Origin of the sequence: Legionella cincinnatiensis (assembly GCF_900452415.1) — a bacterium.
Taxonomy (GTDB): domain Bacteria; phylum Pseudomonadota; class Gammaproteobacteria; order Legionellales; family Legionellaceae; genus Legionella; species Legionella cincinnatiensis.
In genome coordinates this window covers 2,019,023-2,032,559 of sequence record NZ_UGNX01000001.1, presented here as the reverse complement: position 1 = coordinate 2,032,559, position 13,537 = coordinate 2,019,023, and the positions used below count along the sequence as shown (strand labels likewise).

The window sequence follows — 13,537 nt, the reverse complement described above, 5'->3', positions numbered from 1 at the left end:
CCAAGATATTAAAGAGGTTATTCTGCTCCACTTACGTTGGCGGAGTATCTGAGAGCAGAACTGCCCCTAAAATTTTATAGAGATTGGGTTAATTTTATTCCTTCACTAGGCTCTTTATTTTCGCTTATTTCTTGATCTTTTTGGTCAATTTTAGGCACGCTACTTGGCCACAGAGGTCTAGACATAAATCCCAGAACACTCAGTAACCCTCCAGTTTTTACTTGTTCTGGATTTTGGGACGGAGTTTGTATACTTTGAGGATTCATACTTGAGTATACACTTTGATCAAGAAGTTGCAGACGATAAATTAGCTTTTCTTGGACGTCTAACAATATTTTATATCGTTCGTTACTGGCTTTTAATTCAGATTTAACTTGTGAAAGCTCTTTTTCAGCATTACTCATTCGTTCAGTAACTTCATCAAAACCACTCGTTTTTTCTGATAAAAACTTATCAAGCTTTTCTTGAAATACTTGTCGTTGCTTGGAGTCATTAATTCCGGTATTGGTTAAAAATTTTACAGTTGTTTCTAAAGTTGAGGCGATTTTTTTTGCCTTTTCTACTTCATTTCCCATCGATTTTCTTACTTCTGATAACTGAGAAGCTTGTTCAGACAATTGCAATAAGCTTTTTTCGTGCAATTCTTTAACTTTAGCAAGTTCCAATTGATTTGCTTTAAAGAGCTCGCCATTTTTTCCTAAATCTTGCTTTAATGTTATTGCGATTTTTTCAAGCTCTATTTTTTGATTGTTCAACAGATCCGCAGTCTTTTGTAAGCATTCGACCTGCATACTCAACATTTCAACTTCATCATGTAAGTGAGTAACCTCTTTAGCAAGCCTATCATTTTCAGTTTTAAATCGCTCAACTTCAATAGCTAATTTTTTACGAATGGAGTCTAATGCGCCAATAGTTAATTCGAGAACCTCGGCCACACCAAAAATTCCTTCTTTTAATTTTTGAGCAATGCTTTGACTGTGATAATGATGATCATCAAGAATAATACCACTGGTGGTATAGGCTAAGGCACTTATACCGCTAATAGTCACTAAAAAACCAATATGCGCAGCAGCACCTACGAGAAATGTGGGGCCGGAGATAGCAACACCGCCTAAAATTCTTTGCCATAAGGGGATCTCACCCCAAAATTTAGCGGCCCGCGAAATAAGGCTGGGATTATCTTGTAAACTATCTACAATCGCTGCCAGGCTTTTTTTGACCTGTGTCAAGTGCTCTTGCGTTAGGGCAATACTTTGCAAGCTATCTAAGTCTGTTGTCGGGCTATTTGGATCCAATAATAATTGTTTGGCCGCATTTGAAAAATTCATTTGTGCTAATGTTTTTTCAACAAGGACTCTATTTTTATCAGACAGATTTGATTCGGTTTTTAATTTTTCTTGAAGTTCTTGTTCATTACTAGCCATGCCCACTCCCTGTGTTTAATAATCTCCCTGTAGATTCTATTTTTAACCACAAAGAATGAATAAGCAAGTAAAAAATTTGTTTTTTTGGAATTATTTAATACAACAGTTGGAAGCTAATTTTCAGCATCTAAGTTGGGTTATATGATCTCATTGATATTAGAGTTATGAGCTTTAATTAAAGAAAATTCGAGTATTTCATCACTTAATTTTGTTCGATTAGATGCAAAAAAGCCAGTATTTGCTGTAGCCAGTCCATGATCAATCATCTTTTGTGAATATCCTAAAGAAGGAAGGTAAAAAATTGCACCTAGTAATAACTCCATAAGACCACCAAGTACATATAAAGCTGGATGATTTATCTTAAGCTCATTTGCTAAGTTTTTGTAATCGTTTATTGATTTTTTTGATGATAAATGCATTAACTCCGAGGTTCGCGAGACTGCTTCGAGTAAGAGGCGCTTACCACTCGCTTTTTGTTCATTCAATTCATGAGTTGTGTCTAACAATTTTAAGCCTACTCTTTTGATATTCTTACTTTTTTCATCTTCTGGTAGTTGCTTATATTGTTCCATAGTTTGTTCGAGTCGGATTTTAAGCAGCTCTTCAGCCTGACTATGAGGACAATTCATATCACGCCAGTAAATCAACCATGATTTTTCACGGTTAGAAAGTAGCTTTGTATAGTGTGCATTAACATACACATTTAATGCATTCCAAATAATTTTCCTGTGAAAATTCATTCCTCGTCCTTTGATGCTTGCAGCTGCAGCATCTATAGAGCGTTCAAACTCTTCTCGAGTTATAGGTTTATTTAACTCCAAAGATCGCATCAAATTATAATAAGATGAAGAGAGGGCTCCGCGGTCTATAGCGTCTTTACATGAAAAATTAAAACTATTAGGTTGAATTGTATTAATAATATAATTTGTTAGTTCGTATTTGATAAAATGTAGCCAAATAGCTTGTTTCTGAGCAGTAGATATAAAGTGATTTTTTTCCAAGCCTTGTGCTTTAAAACTTTTTTTAAGTAACCTTTTTAGAGTTATCTCTTCATTTTTAGAAGTACCGAACAATTGTTTTCGTGCTTCACGACTCATTCTAAAATCAGAAATCCCACTTTTATGGCGCTTTCCTTTTGCTACATCAAGAAATTCATTAAATACAGAGAGAATCGGTAATCGATCATTATTAATTTTATAATGGTTTGAGTCCATTAAACCTTCATGAGCAGGGAGAGTAATAACCAAAACTTTATAATTTGGATTCTTTTCAAGTTTGTGAAGTTCCAGAGTGAACTTTCTTTCTTTAGAGCCAGCTATATCCAGATCGCTTCGATCTAATGCAAGATTATTAAAATAGATATGGCATATTGGTTGCGTAGAACTGCTTTTTTCAGCATTGATTTGTAACCAACGTTTAAAAAGAGGACTAATTCTGGTTTCGCCATTATGGCGTTGCGCCTGTGTGCTAAAACGGTACTCTACAGGATTTAAGATATTTTTATAAGAATAATTTTTAATGGAAGGCAAATTAGTCTCATATTGAGGTTTAAAATTATTCGCAAATAAAGAATACAAACGGCTAAAAATACCACCAACATCATTTGGCGTTCGCTGATTAATAGTATTATGTGTATCTTTTACTTTTTGTTTAATTTTATTAGCTGAGGGTTTTTGAGGACGAGTTGTTGCACCTATATCATTTATCCATTCAGATGGTTTTTCAAGAATATGATTATCATTATGGTAGATGGCTTGAACTAAATCATCAAGAATTTTTACCTTTTTAAGTGAATTATTGCTGATAAACTCTTCTAAGGAAGAGATACATGAAGAATATAAATCGCCGTAAGGATAGTTGTCATTATATTCTTGGTCCATTATTGATTGTAATTTGGCAAAAACAGGCAATAATGCATTGATTTTTTTATTTATGACTGGTTTTAATTGAAGAAAATAAGCGTAACAGTTACGATTATGGATGGCATCGCTAGTGAAGGTGCTTTGTGATTTTGCTGTAGTACTCATGACTTCCATAGAGAGTGTTTAATCAATCGTCATTGTAGTTAAAAAGGGGGCATAATGGAAGTGTTTTTTGACTCTTCGCTACAGGATAATAAAGTGAAAAATCAATTTTTTTTACATCATTGTCATTCTGAATGGAAGGAGATTCTAATTAATGCTTTAGAAGCCATGGATCAAGACTATTTACACCAGCTTATGAATACCGAAGATTGGTTGCCAGGGAAAGAGCGATTATTAACAGCATTTAGTTTGCCGCTTACAAAAACTCAATATATTTTACTTGGTGAGTCGCCATATCCACGTCAGGAATCTGCAAATGGATATGCTTTTTGGGACAATTCGGTAGGAAGTTTATGGAGCTTAAATGGACTGAGTAAAAGGGTTAATAGAGCAACTTCTTTACGTAATATAATCAAAATGTTATTGAAAGCTCGTGGCGATCTCAAAGAGGATACTTCACAAGCAAGTATCGCTCTCATTGACAAAAGCTCATTGGTACAAACAGCAAATGAATTGTTTGAGAGAATGATGCAAAAAGGTATTTTATTACTCAATGCCTGCTTGGTTTATAGTGAAGGGAAAGTTCCATATCATGCACGTAAATGGATGCCTTTTATGCAAAGTATTTTTGCTCAACTTGCACTCATTAAACCAGATATTCAATTGATTTTGTTAGGCAAAATCGCAAAAACTGCTGCTCTTGATAAATTACCTATAGGTCTTATTGCGGAACACCCCTATAATGTTAGTTTTATTACGAATCCCCAAGTGATTCATTTTTTTAAATCTTTGGACTTATTACACCATGAGTAATACAGAAACGACTATTAATCCCGAAGAAATTAATAAGTTTGCTCAACATGCTAAGTTATGGTGGGATACTGAAGGGCCGTTAAGAACATTACATGATATTAACGGTATACGTCTTGATTTTATACAGCAACATATTTCATTATCTCATTTAAGTGTTTTAGATGTAGGATGTGGTGGCGGTATTCTTTGTGAAGCTATGGCAAATGCAGGCGCAAAAGTTACTGGTATTGATGCTGAAATTGAGACAATTCTTGTTGCGCAGGAGCATGCAAAAGAAGGTCATCTAAATATTGATTATTTGTGTACTTCTGTTGAAGCATATAAAAATCAGTGCTTTGATGTAATAACTTGTATGGAAATGCTGGAGCATGTACAGAATCCTGAGCTGGTTTTGCAACATTGTAGACGCTTGCTTAAGCCAAAGGGTTTTTTATTTTTATCAACGATTAGTAGAACTATTAAAGCCTATGCTACTGCAATTATAGCTGCGGAATATTTATTAAATTTATTACCTAAACAAACACATGATTATAAGAAATTTATAAAACCCAGTGAATTACTTGCTATAGCTCGTTCGTTTGGATTTCAATTGAGTGATATGAAAGGAATGGATTATAACCCTTTTTTAAGAAAAGCCTCCCTGGGGACTGATTTGAAAGTTAATTATTTATTAGCATTACAAGGATGATGCGCTCTCCAAAGTCTGTAATAATTTGTTTATCAATAATAACGTAGAATCATTGAGAGACTTTGAACAACAAAAGGAGAGTCAGAGCCTTTAACAATATTTCCTGGAATAACTTGAAGTGATAAATCAATATTAAGGGATAATTCTGGGATATTAAACGATTGAATGACTTGCCAACAAGAGGATAGTTCACAATCGTTGCTTTCTGTTATTTGAGGAGCGGTTAAAGCCTTTGGATGTAAGGTTAGCATTTTTTCGTTAATTTCAACGCGTTTATCAAGTAAAAATTGATGCATTGGGCCCCATGCATAGGGAAGATAATTTTTCTGTACAGCCCTAATTTCCGAAGGAGTGTCTTTATAACTTGCTGAAAGTGTTTCTATTAAGAGGTTTTGTGTCCAAGCTCCAATGTTTGTTTGATCAGCAGCATAAGTATAAGAGAAAATCCAAATGAGAAACAGAGCCAGTTTGATACGCATGATTCATCCCTTTGCTTAATCATTCATTTGTAATAATTTTAGATTAAAAATCAGGCTGTGTTGACAATTTCTCTCTCTGTGCCTATTGCGGTATCGAGAAAGAACTTCCAACCAGTTAAATGGGGCATCGCACAGCAAGTGCGTCACCTATAGCATTTTATATTGCGGTGCTTATTTCATGTAAACCCTGCTTCTCGAAATAGGATGAGTACGCTAGGTACAAAAGTATATTTATTCTTTTTTTTCTAAGTTCTTCTTTTTATTATATCGTTCTTGGTAACGCTGATAGGCATATTTAGCCTGTTCGGGGGTAACCACGTCAACTTCATTGCCATAAATGTCAATTCGTGCTGCATTTTCTTTTTGACAATTTAAATAGGCAGGAGAGGCACTGTAGTAGCTTAAAGCATCACGCAGTGATTTTTTACTAAAGGGAGGCGAATCCAACCGCTCATAGAAATCAATGATATCGTCAAATATACCAATCTTTAGGGGTTTTATTTGGTTGCCTTTTTTAAAAAAAGCGTTAGGGAAATGTTCAATAAGCCAGTCAATAATTTGGAGTTTGTCTTTTTTTACTGTAGTTAACGATTGTTTATCCATCATTTTTCTCTAAAGCGAAATCGAGATGCTGAATAAACTAGCACATCTTCTGAGAGAATCAAGCATTAGACATGTATATCGTTGATTATTTCTTTTTGAAATAGGTTGGTATGTTATTTTTTACAAAATTATAATGAGGTGTTTTGCTTGACTTCTTGTAAGAAATTTCTCAATTTACTTAAAGACAATGGACGTTATTTTAAATGTAACTTCATAAATATTAAATTAACTCCTTGTTTTAAAAATTTTTTTCCAAAAGTTAATATGTTTATATCGAGTCACCAGTAAGATATTTTCAGTTTTAACAGTCTTGCACTTCTTATTTTCTATTGCTACATTTAAGGCATGACTTATATGGATGTAAGTCAGACAAAAGGAATTGTAATCATAAGGATATGGTTTTGTCAGGATGACCATAAGAACTTTTAGTTCTTATACGGATGACTGCGGAAAGCCAGGGTGGGAACCCTGGCTTTTTTATTTTATCCTACTAAGTAGCCAGAGCGTGATAAAAACTTCCTATCAGGAAAATAAGCAAAAATTACAGAACCATTTTTGATTGTATTAATCACTGGTTTTGCAAGAGTTTGTGCAACTGCAGGACAACCCCAGGATAATCCGGCACGCCCAGCTCTTTTTATAAAGTCTGGCTCTACATACCATGCACCATGTATCACTACGCGTCTACTTAATGCATTATCGTTGATGCCTTTCTCTAGGCCTTGTAGGTTTAAGGAATATCCTTTACTACCAATATAAGTATCTTTTGTAATGTAAGTTCCTAAACTGGATTGTTTACTAGAAGGGATATTAGAAAAATGACTTGCTCTATTTACACCAGAATTTCTACCATGTGCAACATAGGTATTATAAAGAAGACGTTCTCTACGAAGATCAAAGATCCACATACGTTGCTTATTTGAGGGTAAAGAGTAATCAATCACAGTCAATACAGGTTTTTTAACACTACCTTTTTTGCTTGCATTTTTATAAGCAGTTAAAGCAAGCTTTAGTACTTTCTTGTTTAACTGTGGAGCCTTATGGCTTAAGTGTTCTACTTTGGTATTAATGTCAGTTTCAGACTGAGCAAACGAAGCGGTGCTCGTTGTAATATTACTGGTCAAAATCAAGGTTGAGATTAGAGTCAACAAAGTATTCATACTTCTCCCGTCTTTTTCTTATTCACCGTTACAATTCTTCAAAAAAATGGTGATTATATTAACAAATCATGTAATTGTAAAATTAGAAGATCTTTAATTGCCCATCGGGGTGAAATATTACTCAATTCATAGGTTTAATTCAATTCCACAGGTTATTTTTGTATTTTAATTAACCCATTAGATTAAAATTTCATTAAATAGGAATTTTTTAATACAATTAAATTGTATTAAATTAGATCGTGTTGATTAAAAAAATACCTTAATTTGAGCTAAAAATAAGGTATTCTATCTTGATTTCATACTGGAATAGGTAATTTTTACAGCAAAAATAGTTTAAGTGCATTCCATTTTATAGGGCACTAAACTATACTTCATTCTTCCTTTTAAAACTATCCTAAACCCAGCTTTTACTTATCTCTTCTATGTTTTAGAGAGAAAGAGGCAAGAGAATAGTTCCATGTTTGATTCGGAGAATACTATGCTGGAAAAGCAGATCATGCAGTTACCCGAAGGAATACGAGCTGCCATTAGTCAAGCCTATCGTGTTGATGAGTTATCATTGATAACAGAGCTTTGTGAAAAAGCGACACTAGGTGAACAGCAATTGATTGCAATTAGAAACAGTGCAACTAAATTAGTTGAGTTAGTACGAACTGAGCGTAAAAAAAATACCGGTATTGATTCATTTTTGACACAATATGCTTTATCGAGTGATGAGGGTATTGCACTCATGTGTCTTGCTGAAGCATTACTTCGGGTGCCAGATAGCGCCACAATCGATAATTTAATTAAAGATAAATTATCTGGTGGTGACTGGAAATCTCACATTGGTCAAAGTGACTCATTTTTTGTAAATGCAACTACCTGGGCATTAATGTTAACCGGTAAGATACTTACCCCTGAAAAGGCACAAAATACTTTAACTAAATCACTAATGAAACTTATTAATCGCAGTAGTGAGGCAGTAGTTAGAAAAGCAGTCGATAAAGCAATGCGTATTATGAGCAAGCAATTTGTGATGGGACGTACCATCAACGAAGCGCTTACTCGAGCCAAAAAGAAAGAAGCTCAAGGTTATCGCTATTCTTACGATATGTTAGGTGAGGCGGCACTTACTTCTGTTGATGCGAACCGTTATTTTGAGGCCTATAAACGAGCAATAGAGGCTATAGGTAAACAGGTCGCAAAAGACTCTGATGTATATAAACGCCCGGGAATTTCTATTAAATTGTCTGCATTACATCCACGTTATAATGAAAGCCAATACGAACGGGTTATGGCTGAGTTGTCGCCTAAGTTATTAGCATTGGCTTGTTTAGCTAAGGAATACGGAATTGCTTTAACAGTTGATGCTGAGGAATCTGAGCGTTTAGAGCTATCCCTTGATGTAATCGAACGTGTTTTTAATGATGACAGTTTAGAAGGGTGGAACGGCTTCGGATTGGCGGTACAATCCTATCAAAAAAGAGCTTTTTATGTATTAGACTGGATTGCTGCATTGGCAAGAAGAAAGAAGCGACGAATAATGGTACGCTTAATTAAAGGTGCATATTGGGATAGTGAAATTAAGAAGACTCAAATGCAAGGATTGGCAGAATATCCTGTGTTTACTCGAAAAGTTTTTACCGATGTTTCTTTCCAAGCCTGTGCGAAAAAAATTCTAACTATGACTGATGCAATTTACCCACAGTTTGCCACACATAATGCTTACTCTGTTGCTATGATCTTGAATATCACTGGAGATTATCGAGATTTTGAGTTTCAATGTCTACATGGGATGGGTAATGAGCTGTATCAGCAAATCGTACCCGCAGAACGCTATGGAATCCCCTGTCGTATTTATGCGCCTGTAGGAAGTCATGAAGATTTATTACCCTATTTAGTAAGACGACTATTAGAAAATGGTGCCAACTCTTCATTTGTAAATCGTATTGTTGATGATAAAGCGCCCATCAATACCTTAGTTGAAGATCCTGTTGAAAAAGCGCAGTCTTTATTGCATAAAATGAATAAAAATATTCCTTTGCCAGAAGATATATTTCAACCCTCTAGAAAAAACTCTAAAGGTTTTGATTTTTCTGATCGCATCGAACGTACTTTGTTACAGCAAAAAATGGCAAAAATTAAACTACAACAATGGGTTTCAGGGCCTATTGTGGCAGGAAATGTTATTTCTAAAGGTGAGGAGCAACCAATAGAATCACCGCAACAAATGGAAAGTATCATTGGAACTGTTCAAAATGCAACCCTTGATGATGTGGAGCAAGCTTTATCACAAGCAATCAAAGCCTTTCCTATATGGTCAAGTATCTCTGTTCGAGAAAGAGCGGCATGTCTGAACCGTTTTGCTGATTTGTTGCAAGAAAATGATACTGAACTTATGGCTTTAGCCTGTCTTGAAGCGGGTAAAACAATGAATGATGGCATCGCTGAGGTGCGGGAGGCAATTGATTTCTGTCGTTATTATGCGACCCAGTCACAGCAAATATTGGCCCAACCTTTACGCTTGTCGGGTTATACAGGCGAATTAAATGAGTTAAGTCTCCATCCACGCGGAACAGTATTATGCATTAGCCCATGGAATTTTCCCTTAGCTATTTTTACCGGTCAAGTTGTTGCCGCGCTCGCTACTGGAAATTGTGTCATAGCAAAACCCGCAGAACAAACTCCATTAATCGCCGCATATACCGTTAAATTAATGCATAAAGCAGGAATTCCGGAAGGAGTAATACAATTGCTTCCTGGTCCTGGCGAAACGATTGGTGCTGCATTAGTGGCGGATAAAAGAATAAAAGCAGTTCTCTTTACGGGATCAACAGACACTGCATATCTTATTAATCGCACTTTGGCGGCACGCGGTGGTGAAATTATTCCTTTAATTGCTGAAACAGGGGGCCAAAATGCGATGATTGTTGACTCTTCTGCTCTGTTAGAACAAGTAGTTGTTGATGCAGTAAATTCTGCTTTTGGAAGTGCAGGCCAAAGATGCTCGGCATTACGTGTATTATTTGTTCAAGAAGAAGTTTATCCCAGGACAATAGCACTTTTAAAAGGTGCAATGGCTGAATTAGTCGTTGGTGATCCGCGTTGGTTAGTCACTGATGTGGGACCTGTTATTGATAAAACTGCCTTATCTACATTAACCGCTCATGTAGAGAATATGAAAAAACGTTTTGAAATTATTTATCAATGTTCATTAGATGAGTCACTTGAATCAGGCTATTTTATGCCACCGACTGCTATTGCAATAGATCACATTAATGCATTAGAGAAAGAAGTATTTGGCCCAGTGTTGCATGTAATTCAATTCAAGAGAAAGGATTTGGATCATGTTATTGAACAAATTAATGCTACCGGTTATGGTTTAACTTTAGGAATTCATAGTCGAATTAATGAAACTGTTGAGTATATCAGGCAAAGAGTCCATGCGGGCAATTGTTATGTGAACCGCAATATGATAGGTGCTGTTGTAGGCTTACAACCTTTTGGAGGCGAAGGGTTATCGGGAACGGGACCCAAAGCTGGTGGACCTAATTATTTAATTAGACTTTGTCATGAGCGGACCTATACCGTAGATACTACTGCTGCAGGTGGTAATGCGAGTTTAATGTCTTTGCCGGATTAATTGATAGGTAGTCAGGGGGCAGCAAACAAGATCTTGGAATTGACTAAAGCTTGAGTTCTTGCTTTGCTGGATTCTTTACTACGAACTGTTCGGGTAATGGCATCAACTTAAGGCTTTGTCATTTTCGCGAAAGCGGAAATCCATTTTTATTTTAACATTGTGTCAAAATCAAAATGGGTCCCCGCTTTCGCGAGGACGACGATAAGTACCTTAAGTTTCCTTAACTAGATTCCAAACACATGTTAAGTGCCTATTTAAGATAATAGGAAGCTACAAATTAATGGAGTAATTTATAATGAAACGATCCCTCTCAATTCTTCTTCTATTTTTTTGTTTTTTCAATAATACGCTGTTCGCCTCAACAATGAAGCTGCCTGATTCAAATCGATTTATTTCTTATACTGAAGCAGGTCAGGGAAAACCTCTTGTACTTATTCACGCATTTCCAACCGATCAACGCTTATGGCAACCTCAACTGGATGGGCTAAAAAAGCATTTTCATGTTATTACTTTAGATTTATGGGGCTTTGGTCAATCATCAGAGGTGGATGGAAGGGCAGTCTCTATGAGTGAATATGCGGATGAAGTAAAACACTTGTTAGATTACTTAAACATTGATAAAGCGATTATTGCGGGTGAGTCAATGGGTGGATATATCGCTCTTGCATTTTTGCAAAAATACGCAAATCAAACAGCAGGATTGGTGCTTTCTAATACTCAAGCTATAGCTGATAGCCAAGAAACGAAAGCTACGCGAGAAAGTACAGCTCTTGATGTATTGGAAAATGGAATAGATAATCTAAGAAATGGATTTATGGCAAAAGCTCTTTCTCCAAATGCTTCGGAGCAAACCATAGCCTATCTTTATCATATTTTAACGCAGCAAAAACCAACTGCTATTGCTTCTGCATTACGCGGCATGGCATTACGTGAGGCTACTTCAGAGGTGTTAGCTACAACTACAGTACCCGTGCTTATTATAACAGGCGAATTTGATAGGGTAATTTCTCCGCAACAAAGTGTCGCTATGCATGCTCTTTCTAAAAATAGTCAACTTGTTATTTTAGCTAATGCAAGACATTTATCTAATTTAGAACAACCAAATTTGTGGAATCAATCTGTGATTGATAAGTTTACTTATTAGAGTGAGAAGTTGGTCTGCTAAAACCCGAGTAACGTACTCGGGTTTTAAATTAAAATAATCAAGCATAAATTTTTAATCATCAATGTTTTTTAGCCAGAAACCATGGAATTAATACAAATAGAATTAATCCGCCAATTAGAAATGATTCAAAAATGATTACATTGCCTACTGGAATTTGAGTGGGTGGTACAAAACCAATAAGAATAGCAACGAGACAACACAAAATACCTATTCCCGATACAAGCCACATGACTTTATTGCCTCCAGGAATAGTATATGCTCGATGTTGATGGGGTTTGCTATATCTTAGCTTAATAGCTGCTGCAAACATGAAGACATACACTAATAACGCCATTTGAGCGCATAAATCACTGAGCATCCAATAGGCAGCATTGATAGAGTCCAGCAAAATAAAAGCGGTACTTAAAATGGTAAAAATCAGAGCTTGAGCCAAAAGAATGTTCGTTGGAACGCCATATTTGTTAGTTTGTGCAAACCTTGCGGGTAAGGAACCATCACGTGCAGAGACCATTAATCCTTTAGTTGGCCCAATAATCCATGCTGACACACCACTAAGTCCACCTAAAATAATTAACACAGCGATTATTGAGGTCATCCAAGGCATATGATACGCTTTAAAAAATACCGCATAAGCATCAATAAGCCCGGATACGACACTTAAGTTTTCATTAGGAACGACCATAACAATCGCTAAGGAGCCTAAAGAAAGAGTAGAAATAACCAATATTGTTGAATAAAACAATGCTTTTGGATAATCGTGTTGAGGATTTTTAACTTCTTCTGCATGCACAGCAGACATTTCCATGCCGAGTAAACCAAATAAGACAACCGCAAAAAGTGATAAATTACCTAACGACTCAAAGTTCGGTAACAAATTAGAAGAGTAACCTACGGCTATTGGTTTTCCTTCCATTCCCCAAAATACAGCGAGAACAATAATGAAAAGCATCGGAAATATTGTACCAATGGTTGCGCCAATGGTGCTCAGGATGCTTGATATTTTCATCCCGAAACAATTGAGGATGGTGAATAACCAAAATAATACGAGTACAGTGCTTAATAAATAAAATTTATTATTTCCTAATTCAGGAGCGAATAAATACGATAGTGTAGCCGCTATAAATGCAAGTATAGTAGGATACCAAACTACGTTATATATCCATTGAAGCCAAATTGTGATAAACGCCGCTCGTTTGCCAAACGCTTCACGAACCCACACATAGATTCCCCCAGTATTGGGAAATGCTGTTGCTAATTCTGCTGCTACAAGAGAAACCGGAATAAAAAAAGCGAATGCGGCAACAACGTAATAGGATATTAAGGATAGTCCTAATTTTGCACTGATGGGTAGGGTGCGTAGACTATCAACAGCGATTACGTTAATCATTACCAAAGAGAAGACGCTTAAAACCTTTTTGGGGTGATTCATGATTAATCCTTAATAATTGCGGTCTAGGTTAAACCGCCAATAACTTGGATGTAGAGTTACTATCGGTTGGTTTCTATCAAATGCCTATCTAAGAATTTTCGATATCCCGCGCGTTTAAACGTACGGG

10 protein-coding genes are annotated in these 13,537 nt (G+C 36.0%); 4 read left to right on the top strand and 6 right to left on the bottom strand.

Going from position 1 to position 13,537, the window contains the following annotated elements:
- Positions 1-74: 74 nt before the first annotated feature.
- Both DYH34_RS09005 and DYH34_RS09000 read right to left on the bottom strand, forming a co-directional pair.
- Entirely contained in the window at positions 75-1,424 is a 1,350-nt protein-coding gene (locus DYH34_RS09005) for a LegC2/C7 family Dot/Icm T4SS effector (protein ID WP_058463315.1), read from the bottom strand.
- A 137-nt stretch (positions 1,425-1,561) separates the two neighbouring features.
- Complete coding sequence (locus tag DYH34_RS09000; RefSeq protein ID WP_165481792.1) at positions 1,562-3,451, bottom strand: hypothetical protein; 1,890 nt, start codon at positions 3,449-3,451, stop codon at positions 1,562-1,564.
- 54 nt (positions 3,452-3,505) lie between these two features.
- Between DYH34_RS09000 and DYH34_RS08995 the strand changes: the two genes are divergently transcribed.
- Complete coding sequence (locus DYH34_RS08995; RefSeq protein ID WP_058463313.1) at positions 3,506-4,261, top strand: uracil-DNA glycosylase family protein; 756 nt, start codon at positions 3,506-3,508, stop codon at positions 4,259-4,261.
- Entirely contained in the window at positions 4,254-4,949 is a 696-nt protein-coding gene (gene ubiG, locus DYH34_RS08990) for a bifunctional 2-polyprenyl-6-hydroxyphenol methylase/3-demethylubiquinol 3-O-methyltransferase UbiG (RefSeq protein ID WP_058463312.1), read from the top strand. Before DYH34_RS08995 ends, ubiG begins: the two co-directional genes overlap by 8 nt.
- A 32-nt stretch (positions 4,950-4,981) precedes the next feature.
- Here the strand turns inward: ubiG and DYH34_RS08985 are convergent, their stop codons facing one another.
- From DYH34_RS08985 to DYH34_RS08975, 3 genes are all read right to left on the bottom strand, one after another.
- Positions 4,982-5,428, bottom strand: a complete 447-nt coding sequence (locus DYH34_RS08985; protein ID WP_058463311.1) for a hypothetical protein — start codon at positions 5,426-5,428, stop codon at positions 4,982-4,984.
- A 231-nt stretch (positions 5,429-5,659) separates the two neighbouring features.
- Entirely contained in the window at positions 5,660-6,031 is a 372-nt protein-coding gene (locus DYH34_RS08980) for a ProQ/FINO family protein (RefSeq protein WP_058463310.1), read from the bottom strand.
- A 482-nt stretch (positions 6,032-6,513) separates the two neighbouring features.
- Positions 6,514-7,191, bottom strand: a complete 678-nt coding sequence (locus tag DYH34_RS08975; protein WP_058463309.1) for a murein L,D-transpeptidase catalytic domain family protein — start codon at positions 7,189-7,191, stop codon at positions 6,514-6,516.
- 478 nt (positions 7,192-7,669) lie between these two features.
- Here DYH34_RS08975 and putA point away from each other — a divergent pair, with 478 nt between their 5' ends.
- Both putA and DYH34_RS08965 read left to right on the top strand, forming a co-directional pair.
- Positions 7,670-10,816: a bifunctional proline dehydrogenase/L-glutamate gamma-semialdehyde dehydrogenase PutA gene (gene putA / locus DYH34_RS08970; protein ID WP_058463325.1), complete on the top strand. Its 3,147-nt coding sequence runs from the start codon at positions 7,670-7,672 to the stop codon at positions 10,814-10,816.
- Positions 10,817-11,111: 295 nt separating this feature from the next.
- A complete protein-coding gene (locus tag DYH34_RS08965) occupies positions 11,112-11,960 on the top strand; it encodes an alpha/beta fold hydrolase (protein WP_058463308.1) in 849 nt (282 codons plus the stop codon).
- A 79-nt stretch (positions 11,961-12,039) separates the two neighbouring features.
- Here DYH34_RS08965 and DYH34_RS08960 read toward each other — a convergent pair whose 3' ends face one another.
- Complete coding sequence (locus DYH34_RS08960) at positions 12,040-13,410, bottom strand: APC family permease (RefSeq protein ID WP_058463307.1); 1,371 nt, start codon at positions 13,408-13,410, stop codon at positions 12,040-12,042.
- Between the last annotated feature and the right edge of the window lie 127 nt (positions 13,411-13,537).

Excerpts from the sequence above, each read along its gene's own strand:
- putA (WP_058463325.1), top strand. The coding sequence starts at position 7,670 with ATGCTGGAAAAGCAGATCATGCAGTTACCCGAAGGAATACGAGCTGCC.
- DYH34_RS08965 (WP_058463308.1), top strand. The coding sequence starts at position 11,112 with ATGAAACGATCCCTCTCAATTCTTCTTCTATTTTTTTGTTTTTTCAAT.
- DYH34_RS08960 (WP_058463307.1), bottom strand. The coding sequence starts at position 13,410 with ATGAATCACCCCAAAAAGGTTTTAAGCGTCTTCTCTTTGGTAATGATT.
- ubiG (WP_058463312.1), top strand. The coding sequence starts at position 4,254 with ATGAGTAATACAGAAACGACTATTAATCCCGAAGAAATTAATAAGTTT.
- DYH34_RS08975 (WP_058463309.1), bottom strand. The coding sequence starts at position 7,191 with ATGAATACTTTGTTGACTCTAATCTCAACCTTGATTTTGACCAGTAAT.
- DYH34_RS09005 (WP_058463315.1), bottom strand. The coding sequence starts at position 1,424 with ATGGCTAGTAATGAACAAGAACTTCAAGAAAAATTAAAAACCGAATCA.
- DYH34_RS08985 (WP_058463311.1), bottom strand. The coding sequence starts at position 5,428 with ATGCGTATCAAACTGGCTCTGTTTCTCATTTGGATTTTCTCTTATACT.
- DYH34_RS08980 (WP_058463310.1), bottom strand. The coding sequence starts at position 6,031 with ATGGATAAACAATCGTTAACTACAGTAAAAAAAGACAAACTCCAAATT.
- DYH34_RS08995 (WP_058463313.1), top strand. The coding sequence starts at position 3,506 with ATGGAAGTGTTTTTTGACTCTTCGCTACAGGATAATAAAGTGAAAAAT.
- DYH34_RS09000 (WP_165481792.1), bottom strand. The coding sequence starts at position 3,451 with ATGAGTACTACAGCAAAATCACAAAGCACCTTCACTAGCGATGCCATC.